The organism is Gallibacterium sp. ZY190522 (genome assembly GCF_054166015.1).
On sequence record NZ_CM135118.1, the window covers coordinates 2,018,774 to 2,039,103 of the forward strand.

Annotated in this window: 19 protein-coding genes; 6 read left to right on the top strand and 13 right to left on the bottom strand. The window is 38.0% G+C overall.

The window, feature by feature from the left end:
• Window positions 1–3 precede the first annotated feature (3 nt).
• From ACXPAV_RS09635 to ACXPAV_RS09655, 5 genes are all read right to left on the bottom strand, one after another.
• Window positions 4–627, bottom strand: coding sequence for an NADH:ubiquinone reductase (Na(+)-transporting) subunit D (locus ACXPAV_RS09635; RefSeq protein ID WP_017805504.1), 624 nt, complete (start codon window positions 625–627; stop codon window positions 4–6).
• Window positions 627–1,403, bottom strand: a complete 777-nt coding sequence (locus ACXPAV_RS09640; protein WP_017805505.1) for a Na(+)-translocating NADH-quinone reductase subunit C — start codon at window positions 1,401–1,403, stop codon at window positions 627–629. The genes ACXPAV_RS09635 and ACXPAV_RS09640 overlap by 1 nt, the downstream gene beginning before the upstream one ends.
• Window positions 1,396–2,634, bottom strand: a complete 1,239-nt coding sequence (locus ACXPAV_RS09645; protein WP_039086715.1) for an NADH:ubiquinone reductase (Na(+)-transporting) subunit B — start codon at window positions 2,632–2,634, stop codon at window positions 1,396–1,398. The genes ACXPAV_RS09640 and ACXPAV_RS09645 overlap by 8 nt, the downstream gene beginning before the upstream one ends.
• A gap of 2 nt (window positions 2,635–2,636) precedes the next feature.
• Window positions 2,637–3,977 (bottom strand): Na(+)-translocating NADH-quinone reductase subunit A, encoded by a 1,341-nt coding sequence (locus tag ACXPAV_RS09650; protein ID WP_458003366.1) that lies wholly within the window; start codon window positions 3,975–3,977, stop codon window positions 2,637–2,639.
• A gap of 452 nt (window positions 3,978–4,429) precedes the next feature.
• Complete coding sequence (locus tag ACXPAV_RS09655) at window positions 4,430–4,738, bottom strand: BolA family protein (protein WP_458003367.1); 309 nt, start codon at window positions 4,736–4,738, stop codon at window positions 4,430–4,432.
• A gap of 184 nt (window positions 4,739–4,922) precedes the next feature.
• On the opposite strand from ACXPAV_RS09655, the gene ACXPAV_RS09660 reads away from it, so the two are divergent.
• Entirely contained in the window at window positions 4,923–5,516 is a 594-nt protein-coding gene (locus tag ACXPAV_RS09660; RefSeq protein WP_039135710.1) for a YajG family lipoprotein, read from the top strand.
• A 58-nt stretch (window positions 5,517–5,574) separates the two neighbouring features.
• On the opposite strand, the gene ACXPAV_RS09665 is transcribed toward ACXPAV_RS09660, so the two are convergent.
• Window positions 5,575–6,222, bottom strand: a complete 648-nt coding sequence (locus tag ACXPAV_RS09665) for a bifunctional 4-hydroxy-2-oxoglutarate aldolase/2-dehydro-3-deoxy-phosphogluconate aldolase (RefSeq protein ID WP_458003368.1) — start codon at window positions 6,220–6,222, stop codon at window positions 5,575–5,577.
• A 443-nt stretch (window positions 6,223–6,665) separates the two neighbouring features.
• Here ACXPAV_RS09665 and ACXPAV_RS09670 point away from each other — a divergent pair, with 443 nt between their 5' ends.
• Entirely contained in the window at window positions 6,666–8,582 is a 1,917-nt protein-coding gene (locus tag ACXPAV_RS09670) for a TonB-dependent siderophore receptor (RefSeq protein WP_458004418.1), read from the top strand.
• A gap of 47 nt (window positions 8,583–8,629) precedes the next feature.
• Window positions 8,630–10,387: an ABC transporter ATP-binding protein/permease gene (locus tag ACXPAV_RS09675; protein ID WP_458003369.1), complete on the top strand. Its 1,758-nt coding sequence runs from the start codon at window positions 8,630–8,632 to the stop codon at window positions 10,385–10,387.
• Window positions 10,388–10,451: 64 nt separating this feature from the next.
• On the opposite strand, the gene asnA is transcribed toward ACXPAV_RS09675, so the two are convergent.
• Together asnA and ACXPAV_RS09685 are read right to left on the bottom strand one after the other, a co-directional pair.
• Window positions 10,452–11,444: an aspartate--ammonia ligase gene (asnA, locus tag ACXPAV_RS09680; protein ID WP_065231487.1), complete on the bottom strand. Its 993-nt coding sequence runs from the start codon at window positions 11,442–11,444 to the stop codon at window positions 10,452–10,454.
• 170 nt (window positions 11,445–11,614) lie between these two features.
• A complete protein-coding gene (locus ACXPAV_RS09685) occupies window positions 11,615–11,875 on the bottom strand; it encodes a YfhL family 4Fe-4S dicluster ferredoxin (RefSeq protein WP_039172292.1) in 261 nt (86 codons plus the stop codon).
• A gap of 231 nt (window positions 11,876–12,106) precedes the next feature.
• On the opposite strand from ACXPAV_RS09685, the gene pgk reads away from it, so the two are divergent.
• The 3 genes from pgk (at window position 12,107) to ACXPAV_RS09700 (ending at window position 15,674) form a co-directional block, all read left to right on the top strand.
• Window positions 12,107–13,270 carry a phosphoglycerate kinase gene (gene pgk / locus ACXPAV_RS09690; RefSeq protein ID WP_039172289.1) on the top strand — a complete coding sequence of 388 codons (1,164 nt, stop codon included), beginning with the start codon at window positions 12,107–12,109 and terminating at the stop codon, window positions 13,268–13,270.
• A gap of 60 nt (window positions 13,271–13,330) precedes the next feature.
• On the top strand, window positions 13,331–14,413 hold the full coding sequence (fbaA, locus tag ACXPAV_RS09695; RefSeq protein ID WP_458003370.1) for a class II fructose-bisphosphate aldolase: 1,083 nt from the start codon (window positions 13,331–13,333) through the stop codon (window positions 14,411–14,413).
• An 88-nt stretch (window positions 14,414–14,501) separates the two neighbouring features.
• Window positions 14,502–15,674 (top strand): sugar efflux transporter, encoded by a 1,173-nt coding sequence (locus ACXPAV_RS09700; RefSeq protein ID WP_458003371.1) that lies wholly within the window; start codon window positions 14,502–14,504, stop codon window positions 15,672–15,674.
• Window positions 15,675–15,706: 32 nt separating this feature from the next.
• On the opposite strand, the gene murA is transcribed toward ACXPAV_RS09700, so the two are convergent.
• From murA to rpsD, 5 genes are all read right to left on the bottom strand, one after another.
• A complete protein-coding gene (gene murA, locus ACXPAV_RS09705) occupies window positions 15,707–16,972 on the bottom strand; it encodes a UDP-N-acetylglucosamine 1-carboxyvinyltransferase (protein WP_458003372.1) in 1,266 nt (421 codons plus the stop codon).
• Window positions 16,973–17,059: 87 nt separating this feature from the next.
• Complete coding sequence (locus ACXPAV_RS09710; protein ID WP_458004419.1) at window positions 17,060–18,079, bottom strand: extracellular solute-binding protein; 1,020 nt, start codon at window positions 18,077–18,079, stop codon at window positions 17,060–17,062.
• Between the two features lie 167 nt (window positions 18,080–18,246).
• A complete protein-coding gene (rplQ, locus tag ACXPAV_RS09715; protein ID WP_013745939.1) occupies window positions 18,247–18,636 on the bottom strand; it encodes a 50S ribosomal protein L17 in 390 nt (129 codons plus the stop codon).
• Between the two features lie 41 nt (window positions 18,637–18,677).
• Complete coding sequence (locus ACXPAV_RS09720; protein ID WP_039137100.1) at window positions 18,678–19,661, bottom strand: DNA-directed RNA polymerase subunit alpha; 984 nt, start codon at window positions 19,659–19,661, stop codon at window positions 18,678–18,680.
• Window positions 19,662–19,689: 28 nt separating this feature from the next.
• Entirely contained in the window at window positions 19,690–20,310 is a 621-nt protein-coding gene (gene rpsD, locus ACXPAV_RS09725) for a 30S ribosomal protein S4 (protein ID WP_065231480.1), read from the bottom strand.
• Window positions 20,311–20,330: the final 20 nt, after the last annotated feature.

Consider the following 20,330-nt stretch of genomic DNA (forward strand, 5'->3'; position numbering starts at 1 on the left):
TGCTTATTTCTCCACCTGTTCTGGTTTCCAAGTTCTCAAGCCCCAAATGAGGAAGCCGATAATAAAGAATGCACTTGGTGCTAAAAGGAATAAACCGTTTGCTTGATACCAACCGCCATCTTGGATGGTTTGGAACACGGTCATACCGAAAATTTTGCCTGAACCAATTAATTCACGCAAAAAGGCAACGATAATTAAGATTGCACCGTAGCCGATACCATTACCTAAACCATCAACGAAACTTGCCAATGGTGGCTCTTTCATTGCAAAAGCTTCTGCACGCCCCATTACAATACAGTTGGTAATGATCAATCCAACGAATACGGAAAGTTGTTTAGATAACTCATAAGCATAGGCTTGCAACACTTGATCCACAAGGGTTACTAATGATGCAATGATCGCCATTTGCACAATGATACGGATACTATTTGGAATGTAGTTACGGATACAAGAAATAAAGAAACTTGAACACGCCGTTACTAAACTCACCGCAATCGCCATTACAACAGCGGTTTCTAATTTCGTTGTTACCGCTAAGGCTGAACAAATACCCAAAATTTGCAACGCAATCGGGTTGTTGCTCACCACAGGAGATAACAATAATTTTTTCATATTTGCATTAGCCATTAGTTAGCCTCCGCTCTAAGTTTATCTAAGTACGGCCCAAAACCATTACGTCCAAACCAGTAATCGAAAGAACCTTGAACCCCTTTCGTGGTTAATGTCGCACCAGAAAGCCCATCAATACCGTGTTCTTTGTCTGCTGACGCACCTTTACCAATTTTAATGGCCACTTGATCTTGTGCATTAAAGAGTTTTTTACCCACAAAATGTCTCTGCCAGTTTGGGTTAGCAATTTCGCCTCCTAACCCTGCAGTTTCACCTTGTTCATAGTAAGTGATTCCTTTAATAGTATTCGCATCAGGTGCAACAGACACAAAACCATACATTACCGACCATAACCCTGTACCATAAATTGGCAACACAATTTGCGAGGTTTTACCCTGTGCATCTTTCACTAAATAAACCTCGGCATATTTTGCCCGCACTTTAATTCCCGCTTTATCGTCTGCTGGATTAATTGCGATGCTTTCCGCAGGGTCTTTCGCTGCCACGCGTGCATTGAAATTAGTGATGTTATTTACATAATCACCCGTTGCGAGATCCACAATTTTCGGCTCAATGTTTTTCGCATAAAGGTCTTTAATTTCTGCCCCTTTTGCTTTTGCAGGTAATAAGCCTGCTACACTGAGGATATTTTTTTGTTTATCTAATAATTTTTGCTCATTTTGTGTCGGTTTCAATCCAACCGCAGCGGTTGCGACAATAATTGAGCAAACTAAGCTGACTAAAACAACAACAAGGATTGTTCCGCCAACACTATCTTTATTAAACTTAGCCATTGCGCGCTCTCCGACGTTTGATATTTGCTTGAACAACCAGATAGTCAAAAATTGGGGCAAATAAGTTAGCTAATAAAATGGCTAACATCATACCTTCAGGATAAGCAGGATTTACCACACGAATAAGCACTGCCATCGCACCAATTAATGCACCATACCACCATTTTCCTTTATTTGTGAATGAAGCGGATACTGGGTCTGTTGCCATAAACAACATACCTAACGCAAAGCCACCCAATACTAAATGCCAATGCCAAGGCATTGAGAAAAGTGGGTTAGTTTCTGAACCGATCACATTAAATAAGGTAGAGGTCGCGATCATACCGAGCATCACGCCCGCGATAATACGCCAAGAAGCAATGCGTGCGAACACAATCACCGCTGCACCAATTAACAACGCAAGGGTAGAAACTTCCCCGATTGAACCTGGGATATTCCCTAAGAATGCGTCCATCCATTGAATTGGCTGTCCTGTGGTAACTTGTTTTAATGCACCTTGACCGCCAGTTGCCCATTGTGAAAGTGCGGTCGCCCCAGAGAAACCATCAGCGGCGATCCATACGGAATCCCCTGAGATTTGTGCAGGATAGGCAAAGAATAAGAACGCACGCCCTGCTAAAGCTGGGTTCATAAAGTTTTTACCTACCCCACCAAACACTTCTTTGGCAACTACAACCCCGAATGTCGTCGCTAACGCCGCTTGCCATAATGGCAATGTTGGCGGAACGATAAGGGCTAATAAAATAGAGGTTACGAAAAAACCTTCGTTGATTTCGTGTTTACGCACTGTGGCAAATAACACTTCCCAGAAACCGCCCACGAGGAACACGGTTAAATAAATTGGCAGGAAAAAAATCGCACCTAGTGCCATTTTTGCTAGCACGCCCGCATCGGGTGAAACTAAGCCTAATGCGTTTGCTAAGGCAAAATGCCAGTTTGAATCCACGTTATGGGCTAAGTTTTGTGCAAAATCACCCACGCTTAATGCAAGAATAGATTGTGATCCCACATTAAACATTCCGTAGAACATTGCTGGGAATAAGGCTAACCACACCAACACCATCATACGTTTAGAATCCAACGCATCACGGACGTGAGAGGCCTTCGCTGTTACTGTACCCGGTGTATATAAAAAGGTTGCCGTTGCTTCATAAAGGGCATACCACTTCTCATATTTCCCACCCGGTAAAAAAGCAGGTTCCATTTTCTCTAAAAGATGTTTTAAACCCATTTTTAACCTTCCTTCTCGATCTTATCTAAGGCTGCACGCAGCATTGGACCGTAGTCATTTTTACCCGGACACACGAATGTACAAAGTGCGAGATCTTCTTCATCTAACTCTAAGCAACCTAATGCTTGTGCACTGTCTGTATCGCCTGCACTTAAATCACGCAACAACAAAGTTGGGATAATGTCTAATGGCATTACACGCTCATAAGCACCGATTGGCACCATCGCACGGTGTCCACCATTAAGTGCGGTGGTAAAATTGAACAGTTTTTTGCTGAAATGTCCTAATACAGTTCGGGTGATTGAGAACTTATTCGCCCCTGGAGCAATCCAGCCCAAGAACTCTTTCTCACGCCCTTCTTCAATCACGGAAACCTGCAACGCATAACGACCTAAATAGTCCACCGCGCCAGCCGCTTTATGACCGCTTAACACTGAGCCAGAAATGATACGGTTTTCACCCTCTTTCAATTCACCTTGCGTTAATTGGCTTAAATTCGCTCCAAGTTGCGTGCGAATTAAACGTGGATTTTTCACCTGTGGGCCAGCCAATGAGATCACACGGCTATTATAAAGTTCACCCGTGGTAAATAAGCGACCAAATGCGATCACATCTTGGTAATTTAGATACCACACGGTTTTTGTTGCACTCACAGGATCGATAAAATGAATATGCGTACCGCTTAAGCCCGCTGGGTGTGGGCCGCCAAAATCGTGAATGGATAAATTCGGTAAATCCATCGTTGGGATATTGCTGTCGCCCGCTTTACATAAATGCAATTTGCCTTCGTGTAAACGGCTTAATACGGTTAAACCATTGGTGAAATCTTCCCAATGGGCTTTTAACACCACTTCAGGATTAGCCGCTAATGGATTGGTATCCATTGCATTGACAAAAATCGAAGATGGCACAGCATCAACCGCTGGCACTTTACTGAATGGACGGGTGCGAAGTGCTGTCCAAAGCCCTGACGCTTGTAGGTTTTGACGAACTTGCTCGGAAGTTAAACTTTTAAGCTCATCGGCGGAATATTTGTTAAAGGTAACCTGATCATCACCTGAAATTTCAATCACGACGGATTGCAACACTCGCTTAGCCCCGCGATTAATCGCAGTTACAGTACCACTTGCAGGGGCAGTGAATAATACGCCCGGGTTCTTTTTATCTTCAAAAAGCACCTGACCTTTTTTCACCACATCACCTTCACGCACCTTCATTGAAGGACGCATTCCCACATACTCTTCGCCAAGCAAGGCAACTTCAGTAACGGCATTACCGTTATGGATTACTTGTTCTGGCTTCCCAGCGATAGGAAGATCCAAGCCTTTTTTAATCGTAATCATATTGTTTGCACTACTTTTTCGTTGGGTTAAACACAACAATTACCGTAATAGAGTAGGCATTACGGTAATCTCTCGTTTGAGTAGTTTCAAGCGAATTATTATTCTTTAAGCGATATAAGTGCAGTCAAAACTTCTATAAAAACAAATAGATAATTTTCTCCAACACACCAAGATACATAATTACACTATCCACTTAATTTTAAAACTCAAATCTGTATACTCCTTGTTCAGGTTATAAATCATAACCAAAACAATGATTTAAATAATTAGTCATACTATTGAATTAGGAGTGAACAAGGATATTTAAAACGGCTTATTGTAACCAAAAGCCCCCCTTTAATTCCAGTAAATGACCGCTTATTTTAAAAAAAATGTGAAAATTTTGATATATTTCAATAAAAAATAACCGACTTTTTATTTATAAATCAAATAAATACCACTTTATAAGTATATTACTCACCAACACCCATACAATTTGGTGAATTTGGCACTTGTTGTAAAGATTTCCATTCATCCGGATCATACAAATGCAACGCTAAAGCATGCACACCTTCCGCCAACTGCTGTGCCAATAGCTGATAAACCAAACGATGACGCATTACCGCCCGCATTGCTTGAAAACGCTCACTGACAATAATTAATTTAAAGTGTGATTCATCCCCCTTCCCAGAACTATGCATATGGCTTTCATTAATAATTTCAAAATGAAGAGGGGATAATTCTTGTTGCAATAAAACTGTCATCTGTTGCTGTTTGTTCATAAAAACTCCTAAACGTAATGATCTTCTGCAAATTGTGGAAAACTTTTCGCTAAAATATGATTATTCTTTTTGCTGTAAGAGGATAATTTACTTTGACTATTGATGATTCTTGTATGAATATACACTATTTTATAGCGATGTTTTCAACTTCACAAACTGATAACTAATGAAATAGGACTTTATTATGTATAAATCTTTACGATGTTTCGCTTCCGCCTGTGTTATGGTTGCAAGTTTTCTACTTGCCGCTTGCCAAACACCACAAAACACTATCACTTTTACACCGCCAGCAGCAGTTGGACCATTTAATGCTCAAAACCAAAATAGTAGCGTAAGCGTTACTTCTCGAGATCTTCGTGGCAACCAAACTGTTTCTCAATATACTTATGATGGTCAACTTTATCCGATCTTTGCCCAGCCAAGCATTGCTGAAGTGTTCCAACAAGCATTACAACAAGATCTGAACAGCAAAGGTTTCCGTATTCTGCCGAATAACGCCCCAGCTGTAGTAACAGTTAATGTGAAACAATTCTATGCTAATGTAAACCAAGGCAATCTTCGTTATAAAATTGACGCTTCCGTACAGCTAACTATTCAAGTACAAAGCGCAAAAGGCGAATATAGCAAAAATATTGAAACTCACCGTTCTCAAGAAGGTGCATTCGGAGCAAAAACACCTGAAATCCAAAAAGTGTTAAATCAGGCATTCACCGATGCGATTAATGGCATTTATCAAGATCAAGATGTTTCCAACGCCATTATTCGCCTGACTCACTAATAAAAAATTCCCTTATTCCATATGGGATAAGGGAATTTCTCCAATTCAAAACAATCTGTTAGCTTCTTAAACTTGTTACTAACTCAACTGCCTCTTTGGTTAATTGGGTTACTTTAGCCCAATCACCCGCCGCAACAGCATCATTAGGAATCATCCAAGAACCACCGACTGTTTTAACACAATTCACTGCAACATAATTTGCCACATTTTTTGGTGATACTCCGCCGGTCGGGCAGAAACTTAATTGTGGTAATGCTGCTGAAATAGCTTTTAATGCTGCCGCACCACCATTAATTTCTGCTGGGAAAAATTTAACATAAGAATACCCTAGCTCTAACGCTTGCATCATTTCTGATGGCGTTGCCGTACCCGGAATTAGTGGTACTTCACGTTCAGCTGCGTGTTTTAATAGTGCTGGTGTTGCGCCCGGAGAAATCACAAATTTTGCGCCTGCCGCCACCGCCTGATCATATTGTTCAGCCGATAATACGGTTCCTGCACCAACCAATGCATCTGGAACTTCTTTACTTAATAATTTGATTGCATCCAATGCTACTGCACTGCGCAATGTGATTTCAAAAACATTAATACCGCCTGCTTGCAATGCTTTTGCCATTGGTAAAGCATCTTCCAGTTTCTTAATCACCATCACTGGAATAACAGGAGAGGCATTAAAAACATCTTTCGGATCTAAATTCCAATTCATTGTAAATTCCTTTTGTTGTGAAAAATAAAAAAGCGTTTCAAAATTAACACAAGGCAATAAAAATTTATACTATAAAACTACTTTTTTTGAATTTAGGTCAAAAAACTTATTGCAAACCAATAAGAATCATTCTCATTAATATTGTATTATATTTTTCTTTTCGTTATACTCCGCCTCCAATTTATTTATCCTATTTATTATCACCAATTTAAAAAATTTTTTATGCAAAAAAAGACAATTTTCTTTTATTTTTTAATATGTTTATCTTCACCCCATATTGTTATTGCAGATTCAGACTTTTCTGATAACACATTAGAACAGGTCGAAGTCATAACGGAATTAGAGCGACAAATAAACTTAAATCGGATGTTAATCTCAGTTTACTTGGACAACAAACTGCATTTGCTACGCCTATTTCAGTCATCAATTATAATCAACAGGCAATTGAACAAACTGAAGCTCGTAATATTGTTGATGCTATTGCAAAAATGGATGCTTCAGTGATGAACTTTGGCGGTGAAACCAACACACTGAGTGGAATTTATGTTAGAGGTTTACAACTTGATGCTCGTCAATTCAGCGTAAATGGGTTAACCGGTTTATACTCCAGCTACAATTCTCCTCTTTCCGCCGTTGCTTCCGCACAATTAATTAAAGGTGCATCAACTGCCACTGTAGGTATGGATCCAGAAGGTTCATCCGGTGCTTCAGTCAATATTCAAACAAAACGAGCGACTGATACTCCGATTAATATATTAGGTATGGCGTGGTATAGTAAAGATCGCACACAGCCTTATTTTGATTTTGGTCGTCGCTTCGGCAACAATAAACAATGGGGTATAAGAATTAGTGGTTTATACCGTGACGGTGATACAGCACGAAAACATTTTAATGAACGAAATAGTGAGATCGCCATAGGTGCAGATTATCGTGGTGATAAATTACGAACTGCTATTGATTATATGTATACCAAAAGAGCAACTAAAGGCGGGCGTGCACGTATACAGGATATTCAAGATCTTGATTTTGCATTAGCCCCTGCTCCGGACGGAGAAATTAATCTAATTCCTCATTGGTCTGGTCAAACAACGGAAGATCAAACCATAATGGCGACATTCGAATATGACCTACCATATCATACGATGCTTTCAGGTGGTATCGGGCATATGTCATCAAAATATTACGGTGCATTCGGACAAATCAGAATGGCGACTCCGCAAACTTATAATATCCAATCAATGAGGGCAATGAATTATAAAATTAATACAACTAGCACCAATTTAAAATTACATGGTGATTTTAACACTCATATAATCAGCCATAATTGGAATATCGCTTGGGATAGTGTTATCCGGACTCGGGATTTCAAACAAAGTCCAGTGATTGACTACAAAAAAGATAAAACATTCAGAAATATTAATCTTTATAATCCTGTGTTCCCAAATTCACCAACATATAAAGCTTTAGCTCAATCTACGAATGAAAAAGTTCAAGCACACAGCATCGCTTTTGCTGATACATTAGGTTTTTTTGAGGATGAACTACGTTTAACAGTAGGCGGACGATACCAATGGATCAAACAAACCGACTATCAAAGCGACACTAAAGCAGACAATCACCGCTTTAGTCCGATGTTAACACTTGCCTACCAACCTACTTCCAACTTAATTTGGTATGCTAATTACTTGGAAGATCTTGAACCTGGTGCAGTTGATGAAGATGGAGTAATGTCCAAACCACTAGTCAGTAAACAGATTGAATTAGGTGTACGTAAAAATTGGGGGGAACAATACACTACCACACTCAGTATTTATCAACTCTCTCGGCCGGGAACAATTACTAGTAAAGCAGCTAATAACTATCAGCGTAAAGCTGGAGAACAACAAGGAAAAGAACGTAATCGCGGCATTGAATTTAATCTTTATGCCAATTTGTTGAATGGTTACTTACGCTCCAATTTAGGTATCAGTTATAACAAAGGTGAATTGCTCGATTATGCCAACTGGGCAGGACAGATTATTGATGGAACTCAAGTTGCCAGCCCACGCATTATTGCTAAAGCCGGTATTGAATGGGATACACCATTTATTCAGGGTTTAACTCTTAATAGTGCGCTCCAATATTACAGCTCATCTTACCAAGATTACGCCAAAAAATATAAATTCCCATCCTATGCTACTGTTGATATAGGTGCTAAATATGCTTTCAAACTTCAACAGCAACAATTTATCCTTAAATTAGGTATTGAAAATCTATTCAACAAACATTACTGGCAAGTTCAACGTGGTCGGTATGATCGAAGCTTCGCCGTGCTTGGTATGCCGAGAACATATTGGGCAAATATTGAACTTTCTTTCTAATTGATACAGAGTAAAGCCCTTTCTGAAGAGGAAGGGCACATCAAAAAATGAATTGGCAAACCGAATTAAATACAAGTTTATCTTGGTTAATCAATGCGTTATTTTGGGTTTGTCTAGGATTATTCTTTCTTTCCCTAATCCTAAGATATACTTCATTTGGCAAAAAATTTTATTTGATAAATCAAGATTGCATTAAAAATTCGAATCACTATAAAATCATTTTTATGCTGATTGTACTTATTACTTTTATCCTATTAGAGGTACGAATCAGTGTATTAAATAGTTTTTTTTACAATGGGTTATATAGCTCTCTTCAAAATAAACAGGCTCAAGCCTTCTGGTTTTTTGCTTCAATCAATGCCCTTTTAGTTTTTATTAATATTCTTCGTTCTATTATTAACAATCTCATCCGACAAATATTTGAAATTCGTTGGCTAGAAAAACTGAATGCCTCAATGCTTGAACGTTGGTTATCCCATAAAAACTATTATCGTCTTAAGTATGAATCAGACTTGCCCGACAATATTGACCAACGAATAGAACAGGATGCTAGAGATTTTGTTACTTCCACAATTGATCTAGTACGAGGTACAATTAATTCCATTATATCCACCATAGAATTTACAATTATTTTGTGGGGGCTTTCCGGTTTATTAGCGCTATTCGGTTTAGAAATACCTAAAGGTACAGTCTTCTTTATTTACCTTTTTATTCTTGTCGCCACTGCCATTTCCGTTTGGATCGGATTACCATTAGTAAAATTAAACTTTAACAAGGAAAAACTACAAGGAAACTATCGTTATTCTCTTATTCGTTTAAGAGATCACGCAGAAAGCATTGCCTTCTACCAAGGAGAAAAAAGAGAACACAATTTACTAAAGCAGAAATTCCAACAAATTATCCGGAATCGTTGGCGCATTGTATTAAAAATGTTGGGATTAGATGGCTTTAATACCGGCGTATCGGAAACAGCCAAACTTTTACCTCTAATGCTACAGGCTCCTCGTTTTTTTGCTGGTCAAGTAACCTTAGGAGATATGCATCAAACAGTACAAGCTTTTAATCGCTTAATGAGAGCGCTCTCATTTTTTCGCCTCTTTTATGAAGAATTTACATTATATCAAGCAAGGTTAAATCGTTTAGTTGTTTTTTTCAGTAAATTAGAACAATTGGAAGCACATTATCCTTTTTATCCTATTACCTATAGCAATCAACTTAAATTAACAAACTTCGGTTTAAAAAATAGTTATGGAGAAATTTTTCTTAAAAATATCAATATAACATTAAATAGCGGTGATTCTTTATTGATTAAAGGTGCATCCGGAACAGGAAAAACCAGTTTATTAAAAGCAATTGCCGGCATCTATCCTTTTGAAACATTAGGAGAAATAGAAATTCCCGTCTCAGGAGAAAAACTATTCTTACCACAACGCCCCTATCTGCCACAAGGTACACTTTATCAAGCCATCTGTTATCCAAATATTCAAACATCAGTGGAGCAAGTATGCACAGCAATGAAACAATGTAAGATGGACAAATATTTAACTCATTTACATCGGGAACTTGATTGGCAAGCAATTCTCTCACCTGGTGAATTACAACGTATTGCTTTTATACGAATTTTACTCAGCAAACCGACAGTAATTTTTCTAGATGAATCTACATCTGCACTGGATGAGCCAACAGAGCATTCCCTTTATTCACTCATCAAACAACAACTGCCACAGGCAATCATTATAAGTATCGGACATAGAAACACATTACAACAATTTCACCGACAATGCCTAAACCTAAATTTGATATAAAAAATAAGAGGAAACAAATTCATACTCTGTTTCCTCATTATTCTTCTTTTTCAATAATTATACATTAAAGAATATTTTCAAATTCCTCGAAGACCTGTTGTGGCCATACACTTGATTGCACTTCACCAATATGCTTTTTGTGCAATAAAAACATTACCATACGAGATTGACCGATACCGCCACCAATTGTTTGCGGTAATTTCCCATTAATTAAATCCTGGTGCCAAGAGAATCTTAAACGATCTTCGTCACCTGTAATCGCCAACTGGCGACGTAATGCCGTTTCATCCACACGAATCCCCATTGAAGAGAGTTCAAACGCAGAGCCTAATTCTTCATTCCAAACTAAAATATCACCGTTTAAGCCTTTGTAATCGCCTTCTGACACGGTTGTCCAGTCATCATAATCCGGCGCACGCACATCGTGTGGTTTGCCATCAGACAATTTTCCACCGATACCGATTAAAAATACTGCACCATATTCTTTGCAAATCGCATTCTCACGTTGTTTATCTGTCATTCCCGGATAACGTTGTACAAGATCTTCAGTATGAACAAAAGTAATCTCTTTCGGTAAAGTTGTAGCAATATGGAAATGTTTTTCTACTAAGGCTTCAGTTTCGCGGATTGCACGATAAATTGAACGGACAGTATCTTTTAAGTAATCTAATGTCCGTAATCCTTCCGGAATAACACGCTCCCAGTCCCATTGATCAACATAAACAGAGTGAGTGCGATCTAAAGAATCTTCATCCGGACGCAACGCTTTCATATGTACAAATAGCCCCTCACCCGGTTTAAAGTCAAAACGACCTAATGTATGGCGTTTCCATTTCGCTAATGAGTGAACAACTTCAAAAACTTCACCCTCGATCTGTTTTACTTTAACCTGTACCGCTTTTTCTTTTCCGGAAAGGTTATCCTGAATACCGTTCCCCACTTGGCTAAGAATCGGCCCTTGCACCTCAACCAGCCCTAAATGCTCCGCTAATTTTTCAGTAAAAGTGTTTTTAACAAAACTAATCTCTTGTTGTTGTAAAATAAATGACTTTTTCATAATAGATTCTCTTTCTTCTTTTTATCCCATACACACATAATACAAAGCATTACACTTTAATGCTGTGTATTATTCAATAAATAACAAATTTAGCAAAAACATTATTGTATTTGAGATAATTTAATTAGAATTTATTTAAAAAATTAGTTTTTTTTTAGAATTTTTATAAATTAGAGCTTCTCAGCGTGATGGATAAGGACAAATCGCTCCCACAATTCATCTTGAGATTCTCTATGATCAGGATCAGAAATAATACAACTATTGATTGGGCAGACTTTTTGGCAGGTTGGTGTTTCATAATGTCCAACACATTCTGTACATAATGCGGGATCAATCACATAAATCTCTTCACCCACAGAGATTGCATTGTTCGGACACTCCGGTTCACACATATCGCAATTTGTACATTTATCCGTAATTAGTAATGCCATAAGTTTGACAAATTCCCCCTTTCACTTTCGTTCAAAAATTAGTTATTGTACACCCTTCATCTATATTTTTATAACCGCTTTTTAAGCGATTTATTTTATTCACAAAAATAAATCAAATATTACTCAAATAATTTTGATCTAACCCACACTTTTATCACAATGAGCTGTTATAATAATCGCACTATTTGAATTCAGAAATCACTCCTATTTAACTTTATAAGAGGGCTTAAAATGTCAGTAATTAAAATGACCGATCTCGATCTTGCAGGTAAACGTGTTCTTATCCGTGCGGATTTAAATGTTCCTGTTAAAGATGGCAAAATCACCTCTGATGCACGTATTAAAGCATCATTACCAACAATTAAATTAGCATTGGAACAAGGTGCGAAGGTGATGGTAACTTCTCACTTTGGTCGTCCTACCGAAGGTGAATACAATGCTGAATTTTCATTACAACCGGTTGTTGACTATTTAAACAATCTTTTAGATGTTCCTGTTCGTTTGGCAAAAGATTACCTAGACGGTGTTGAAGTTGCTCCAAATGAATTGGTTGTATTGGAAAATGTACGCTTCAACAAAGGTGAAAAGAAAGATGCTGACGATTTAGCACAAAAATATGCAGCACTCTGTGATGTATTTGTAATGGATGCTTTCGGCACCGCACATCGTGCACAGGCCTCTACTCACGGTGTTGCAAAATTTGCCCCTGTTGCTTGTGCCGGTCCGTTACTTTCCAATGAATTGGATGCTTTAGGTAAAGCTTTGAAAAATCCACAACGCCCAATGGTAGCAATTGTTGGTGGTTCTAAAGTTTCCACTAAATTAACTGTGTTAGATTCTCTTTCAAAAATTGCAGACCAGCTTGTTGTCGGTGGTGGTATTTCTAATACCTTTATCGCAGCACAAGGCAATAATGTCGGTTTATCACTTTACGAAAAAGATTTAATCCCTGAAGCACAACGCTTAATGGCAAGCTGCAATATCCCTGTTGCTACTGATGTTCGCGTTGGTAAAGAGTTCTCTGAAACTGCAACTGCGACTGTAAAACCAGCAACAGAAGTACAAGATGATGAAGAAATTATGGATTTAGGTGATGAATCCGCACAACAACTTGCAGAAATCATTCGTAATGCAAAAACTATCCTTTGGAATGGTCCTGTAGGTGTATTTGAATTTCCTAACTTCCGTAAAGGAACTGAAATCGTAGCACGTGCTATTGCCGAAAGTGATGCCTTTTCCATTGCGGGTGGTGGTGATACTTTGGCAGCGATTGATATGTTCAATATTGCCGATCAAATCTCTTATATTTCCACTGGTGGTGGTGCTTTCCTTGAATTTGTTGAAGGTAAAGTATTACCGGCTGTAGAAATTCTTGAACAAAGAGCAAAAGGTTAATTATCGTTTTTTAGAAGGGGGGATATCCCCCTTCTTCTTCACTAAAAATAGGAAAATACTATGTCTAAAATTTTTGATTTCGTAAAACCTGGTGTATTAACTGGTGATGAAGTACACAAAGTCTTTGCTTTCGCCAAAGAAAATAACTTTGCTATCCCAGCAGTAAACTGTGTTAACTCTGATTCTATAAACGCTGTATTAGAAACTGCTGCTCGTGTTAAAGCACCGGTAATTATTCAATTCTCCAACGGTGGTGCTTCATTCTATGCTGGTAAAGGTATCAAATTAGCTGAAGGACAACGTGCTGATGTGCTTGGTGCTATCGCCGGTGCAAAACACGTTCACGCATTAGCTGAACATTATGGTGTTCCTGTTATTCTACATACCGACCACGCAGCGAAAAAATTACTTCCGTGGATTGATGGATTGCTTGAAGCTGGTGAAAAACATTTTGCTGAAACAGGAAAACCTTTATTCTCTTCTCATATGTTAGACCTTTCAGAAGAACCATTAGAAGAAAATATCGAAATCTGCAAAAAATATCTTACCCGTATGGACAAAATCGGAATGACCCTTGAAATGGAACTTGGTATTACCGGTGGAGAAGAAGACGGTGTTGACAACTCTGATCGCGATCCTATGGATCTTTATTCTAAACCAGAAGAAATTGACCTAGTTTACACTGAATTATCAAAAATCAGCTCTCGTTTTACTATTGCAGCGGCATTCGGTAATGTACACGGTGTATATAAACCAGGTAATGTAAAATTAACTCCGGTCATCTTGAAAAAAGGTCAGGACTATATCAAAGCTAAACACGGTTTAAGCACAGATAAGCCAGTTTCTTATGTATTCCACGGTGGTTCAGGTTCAAGCCACGCTGAAATTCAAGAAGCAGTTTCTTATGGCGTGGTTAAAATGAATATCGACACAGATACTCAATGGGCAACTTGGCACGGTATTTTAGAATATTACAAGAAAAATGAAGCTTATTTACAAGGTCAATTAGGTAACCCTGAAGGTCCTGATGCACCGAACAAAAAATTCTATGATCCACGTGTTTGGTTACGTAAAGGCGAAGAGTCAATGTCAAAACGTTTAGAACAAGCATTTGATGACTTAAATTGCCGCGACGTACTATAAGTGTATAAGCTATAAAAATAATAACGTTATATATATTCCTCAACTTAAATTTTGCCCCTGATTTTCAGGGGCATTTTTTGTTATACATATGAATCACTCAAAAGCAACGTTAAAGCGAATTACATTTACCTTTTTATTAATAGCATTTTTAACTGGTATTGGATCAGCATTTCAATTGCCAGTAATGAGCTTATTTTTAACAAAAGAGGTGCAAGTCTCCCCTTTTGCTGTAGGCTGTTTTTTTGCAGTAAATGCTTTTATCAGTATTATTCTTGGGCAAATTATTGGCTATTTTTCAGATCGTATAAAAGATAGGCGTTTGCTTATTTTTGGTTGCAGTTTAATGGCTACCGTCGGATATGTTATTTTTGCATTCAGTCGTAATTATTGGGTGTTACTTACATTAGCAGTAACACTTTTTGGATTAGGTTCTGCTTCTAATCCTCAAATTTTCGCCTTTGCCCGTGAATACGCCAACCGCAAACAACGACAAGCAATTATGTTTATGACAATAATGCGTGCACAAATTTCTCTCGCTTGGATTATCGGGCCTCCTCTCGCTTTTTGGCTAGCAATTAATAAAGGTTTCACTTTTTTATTTTTAATTGGTGCCACAGTATTTTTATTAAGTGCTTGTTGTGGACGCTTTTTTCTGCCCAAAATTCGCCACAAAGAAAAAAATATTACTATGCCAACAAACATTGAAGCATCTCCAGAGAATCGAACCGATATCATTTACCTTTCTGCAGTGTTAGTTATTATTTTTAGCTGTAATAGTATGTATTTAATTAATATGCCACTTTACATTACCAATCAATTACACTTACCTGAAAATTTAGCAGGAATTTTAATGGGAACTGCTGCCGGGTTAGAAATTCCAATTATGTTGCTTGCAGGATGGATGAATAAATATATTGATAAAAAACATTTAATGATGATAGCTATTTTATGCGGTGTAATTTTTTATCCATCACTTTTAGTTGTCACTTCCGACCGGGGATTATTGTTATTACAATGCTTAAACGCCGGATTAATCGGCATTGTTGCTACAATAGGAATGGCATATTTTCAAGATTTAATGCCAACAAAACTCGGTACAGCAACAACATTATTTACTAACAGTGCTAAAAGTAGTTGGATTTTAGGTGGTCCATTGGCAGGTACTATTGGCGGATTTTATAGTTATTACGATACATTTTATGTCTGTTCAGGGTTCATTTTCATCGCTTTGTTCTGTTTATATAAAGTACGAAATGCTTAAAAAAAGAGGTTGCTATTGCAACCTCATAATACTTATTTATCCACAAATCGTTCTATTCTTGCCCCTAACGCTCTTAGTTTTTCTTCAATATGTTCATAACCGCGATCAATGTGATAAATTCGATCAACAATGGTTTCACCCTGTGCAATACAACCGGCAATCACTAAACTTGCTGATGCTCGCAAATCTGTCGCCATGACTTCAGCGCCAGATAAATGATCCACACCGTGACATATTGCTGTATTTCCTTCTATTTCAGCTTTAGCCCCCATCCGAATCAACTCTGGAATATGCATAAAACGATTTTCAAAAATCGTTTCTGTAATAATCCCTGTTCCATTCGCCACCATATTTAGTAAGGTAAATTGAGCTTGCATATCAGTTGGAAATCCCGGATGTGGAGCTGTTCTAATATTGACTGCTTTAGGACGCTGCCCTAAGATATCCAACGTAATGCTGTTTTCCGTAACATCAACTTGAGCCCCAGCTTCACGTAATTTTTCAATGACTACTTCTAAAGTATCCGCTCTTGCTCCCAGACACTCAACTCGACCTCCAGATACCGCTGCTGCCACCAAAAATGTTCCGGTTTCAATACGATCAGGTATTACCGTATGTTCACCACCGGCAAGACGCTCTACTCCTTCAATAGTAATCATATCGGTACCAGCACCTTGAATATTAGCACCCATCTTATTCAAAAATTCAGCAGTATCGACAATTTCTGGTTCCCGAGCAGCATTTTCAATTACCGTTTTTCCTTTTGCTAAGACAGCTGCAGTCATAATCGAAATTGTTGCTCCGACACTGACTTTATCAATAACAATTCTCGCCCCTTGTAAACGAGAAGGAACAAACGATTTTACATAACCATCTTCAAGTAAAATTTTCGCACCCAATTTTTCTAATCCAGAAATATGGAGATCAACTGGTCTTGCTCCAATAGAACAACCACCCGGTAAAGACACTTGCCCCTGATTAAAACGTGCCGTTAATGGTGCTAATGCCCAAATAGATGCCCTCATCGTTTTAACAAGCTCATATGGAGCAACAAAATTGTCCACATTACTCGCATCAATACAAATAGTCTGCTCACCACACCAATCAGCTTTAATACCTAATTTACGCAAAATCTGTAAAGTAGTTTCTATATCACGTAGCCTTGGTACATTATGCAAAGTAATAGGTTCTTCCGCTAAAATAGAAGCAAATAAAATAGGTAATGCTGCATTTTTAGCACCCGAAATTTTCACCGAACCTTTCAGACAAGATCGCCCGTGTACACGAAACTTTTCCATAATAAATCCTATCTATAAATAAAAAATATAATCGATAATATGAGCTACAATTATATACATTTCTATCTATAATTGCTGAACCAGTGACTAATTAGTTTTCAAAAGATGCCAATACTTTTCGTAAATATCGATTGCATCTCCAACATCCTCCTGTAAAACACCTTTTTCTATCTGATCCTGAGGAGGAAATAGTGTTATATCATTAGCATCTATAGGATTCAATAATACTTTTACGCCCTCATTAGGCATAGAAAACCCCATTGTCTCAATAACCTCTTTAGCACTTTCTGGGCGTAACATAAAATCAATAAACTTATAGGCTGCCTCTTTATGTTCCGCATTTTTAGGAATAGCATAATTATCCATCCAAATAATGACGCCTTCTTGTGGATAAATAAATTGAATATCAGGATTTTCCTTATGTGCACGAAAAGCTGATCCATTCCAAATCATTCCTAATGAGACCTCTCCTTGTACATAAGGCACATCAGGAGAATCAGAATTAAACGATTGTACATTTGGCATTAATTTCTGCAACAAACGATAAGCTGATTCAATTTCTTTATTTTCCTTTGTATTTGGTGAAAATCCCTTCAATAACAAAGCAATATGAAAAACTTCTCTAGAATCTGCCGTTAATAAGATCTTCCCTTTGTATTTTGGATCCCATAAATCAGCCCAACTTGTAACTGATTTCGGATCAACCTCAGCACTATTTATGCCAATTCCCGTTAAGCCATAAACATAGGGTAATGAATATTGATTTTCCGGATCAAAATTTTTATTCAATAGGTTTGATGTTATTTGTGCAAAATTAACTAATTTTGACTTATCCAATTTTGCTAACATACCCTCTTTGGCCATTTTCCCAATGTAATAACTAGATGGAAAGATGAGATCATACCCTCCACCATTAGTTAATTTCATCTTCGAGTACATTTCTTCATTACTCTCAAAAGTCGAATAGACAACCTCAATACCTGTCTCTTTAGTAAACTCCTGTAATAGAGAATTAGGAATGTATTCTGTCCAGTTATAAATATAAAGCTTCTCTGCACATATCGAAGAGCTAAAGAAAATAAGAGAGGAAATTAAGATTGTTTTCAATAACTTAGAAAAAGATAAAAATTCCAATTTTTAGGTTCTCCAAAGCCTGAGGGATGTTATGGAATATGATTAAATAAATTTCAGAATTAATCAATGGAAACAATAAAACCAGATATAAAAAAACTGCATCTAAAAGATGCAGTTTTTTTTAATCAATCTAAATTGAATTATTCTGCCGCTACAGCTGCTTCTTCAGCAACTTGGCGATCTACTAACTCAATATACGCCATTGGCGCATTATCACCTGGGCGGAATCCACATTTTAAAATACGAGTGTAACCACCCGCACGTTGGGCAAAACGTGGACCTAATTCATTAAATAGTTTTGCAACAACTGCGTTGTCGCGAACACGAGCGAAAGCTAAACGGCGGTTTGCAACGCTGTCTACTTTAGCTAAAGTAATTAACGGCTCAACTACACGACGTAATTCTTTTGCTTTTGGCAATGTAGTCTTGATAATCTCATGACTAACCAAAGAACTTGCCATATTACGAAACATCGCTTGGCGATGACTGCTATTACGGTTTAGTTGACGACCACTCTTACGATGGCGCATGACCTTATCCTTCTCAGAAAAATCTTTAACCTATGACCAAACTAGTCTTCAGCAATACTTGCTGGTGGCCAATTCTCAAGGCGCATACCTAGTGATAGTCCACGTGAAGCTAATACATCCTTAATTTCAGTAAGAGATTTCTTACCAAGATTAGGAGTTTTAAGTAACTCAACTTCTGTACGTTGAACTAAATCACCGATATAGTGAATTGTTTCTGCTTTCAAACAGTTAGCAGAACGAACTGTCAACTCTAAGTCATCTACTGGACGAAGTAGAATCGGATCAAATTCCGGTTTTTCTTCTTTGACTTCTGGTTGACGAACATCACGCAAATCAACGAATGCATCAAGCTGTTCTGCTAAAATAGTTGCTGCACGACGAATCGCCTCTTCTGGATCTAATGTTCCATTAGTTTCCATCTCAATAACTAACTTATCTAAGTCAGTACGCTGTTCAACACGTGCTGCTTCAACATTATAAGCAATACGATCAACAGGACTATAGCATGCATCTACCAACAAACGACCAATAGGACGTTCTTCATCATGTGAGCGCGAAGACGCAGGAACGTATCCTCTGCCACGCTGCACACGAATGCGCATATTAATAGAGGCATTTTCATCTGTCAAATGACAAATGATATGATCTGGATTAACGATTTCAACATCACCATCATGAGTGATATCTGCGGCAACAACAGGGCCAATTCCAGATTTTGACAGTGTCAGAAATACGTCATCTTTATTCTGCACTTTAACCGCTAGACCTTTTAAGTTTAAAAGAACTTCAAGAATATCTTCTTGAACCCCTTCTTTACTACTGTACTCATGCAATACACCGTCAATCTCTACTTCAGTCACTGCGCAACCTGGCATAGATGACAAAAGAATGCGACGTAAAGCATTACCTAATGTGTGGCCAAAGCCTCGTTCTAACGGCTCCAAGGTCACTTTAGCATGAGTAGGGCTAATTTGCTCAATATCAACTAAGTGTGGCTTTAAAAATTCTGTAACAGAACCCTGCATTTTATCCTCTCTTTGCTGTTAAGCTCTATTATTTAGAATAAAGCTCAACAATCAGATGTTCGTTAATGTCTGCTGATAAATCAGAACGTTCCGGAACACGTTTGAAAACACCTTCCATTTTAGCAGCATCGACTTCTAACCAAGTTGGCTTTTCTTTTTGTTCTGCTAATTCTAATGACGCTTTAATACGTGCTTGCTTTTTAGATTTTTCACGTACTGCAATAATATCATCAACAGAAACCTGGAAAGAAGGAATATTTACTACACGTCCATTAACAATAATAGCCTTATGGCTAACTAATTGACGAGCTTCTGCACGTGTTGCTGCAAATCCCATACGATACACAACATTATCTAAACGTCCTTCTAATAACACTAATAAGTTTTCCCCAGTGTTACCTTTCAAACGGTTAGCTTCTTTGTAATAGTTACGGAACTGACGTTCTAAAATTCCGTACATACGACGAACTTTTTGTTTCTCACGTAATTGACTACCATAGTCAGATAAACGTGGCTTACGTGCACCGTGTTGACCTGGTGCAGTATCAATCTTACATTTAGACTCAATCGCACGAACACCAGACTTCAAAAATAAGTCTGTGCCCTCACGACGGCTTAGTTTGAGCTTAGGCCCCAAATATCTTGCCATTTTCTTTCTCCAACTATCCT

What these genes read in the sequence shown, in the direction of transcription:
- ACXPAV_RS09665 (WP_458003368.1), bottom strand. Translation starts at nt 6,222, where the DNA reads ATGAATTGGAATTTAGATCCGAAAGATGTTTTTAATGCCTCTCCTGTT.
- ACXPAV_RS09660 (WP_039135710.1), top strand. Translation starts at nt 4,923, where the DNA reads ATGTATAAATCTTTACGATGTTTCGCTTCCGCCTGTGTTATGGTTGCA.
- ACXPAV_RS09685 (WP_039172292.1), bottom strand. Translation starts at nt 11,875, where the DNA reads ATGGCATTACTAATTACGGATAAATGTACAAATTGCGATATGTGTGAA.
- ACXPAV_RS09635 (WP_017805504.1), bottom strand. Translation starts at nt 627, where the DNA reads ATGGCTAATGCAAATATGAAAAAATTATTGTTATCTCCTGTGGTGAGC.
- ACXPAV_RS09645 (WP_039086715.1), bottom strand. Translation starts at nt 2,634, where the DNA reads ATGGGTTTAAAACATCTTTTAGAGAAAATGGAACCTGCTTTTTTACCG.
- rplQ (WP_013745939.1), bottom strand. Translation starts at nt 18,636, where the DNA reads ATGCGCCATCGTAAGAGTGGTCGTCAACTAAACCGTAATAGCAGTCAT.
- murA (WP_458003372.1), bottom strand. Translation starts at nt 16,972, where the DNA reads ATGGAAAAGTTTCGTGTACACGGGCGATCTTGTCTGAAAGGTTCGGTG.
- ACXPAV_RS09650 (WP_458003366.1), bottom strand. Translation starts at nt 3,977, where the DNA reads ATGATTACGATTAAAAAAGGCTTGGATCTTCCTATCGCTGGGAAGCCA.
- ACXPAV_RS09720 (WP_039137100.1), bottom strand. Translation starts at nt 19,661, where the DNA reads ATGCAGGGTTCTGTTACAGAATTTTTAAAGCCACACTTAGTTGATATT.
- asnA (WP_065231487.1), bottom strand. Translation starts at nt 11,444, where the DNA reads ATGAAAAAGTCATTTATTTTACAACAACAAGAGATTAGTTTTGTTAAA.
- fbaA (WP_458003370.1), top strand. Translation starts at nt 13,331, where the DNA reads ATGTCTAAAATTTTTGATTTCGTAAAACCTGGTGTATTAACTGGTGAT.
- rpsD (WP_065231480.1), bottom strand. Translation starts at nt 20,310, where the DNA reads ATGGCAAGATATTTGGGGCCTAAGCTCAAACTAAGCCGTCGTGAGGGC.
- ACXPAV_RS09675 (WP_458003369.1), top strand. Translation starts at nt 8,630, where the DNA reads ATGAATTGGCAAACCGAATTAAATACAAGTTTATCTTGGTTAATCAAT.
- ACXPAV_RS09655 (WP_458003367.1), bottom strand. Translation starts at nt 4,738, where the DNA reads ATGAACAAACAGCAACAGATGACAGTTTTATTGCAACAAGAATTATCC.
- ACXPAV_RS09640 (WP_017805505.1), bottom strand. Translation starts at nt 1,403, where the DNA reads ATGGCTAAGTTTAATAAAGATAGTGTTGGCGGAACAATCCTTGTTGTT.
- pgk (WP_039172289.1), top strand. Translation starts at nt 12,107, where the DNA reads ATGTCAGTAATTAAAATGACCGATCTCGATCTTGCAGGTAAACGTGTT.
- ACXPAV_RS09700 (WP_458003371.1), top strand. Translation starts at nt 14,502, where the DNA reads ATGAATCACTCAAAAGCAACGTTAAAGCGAATTACATTTACCTTTTTA.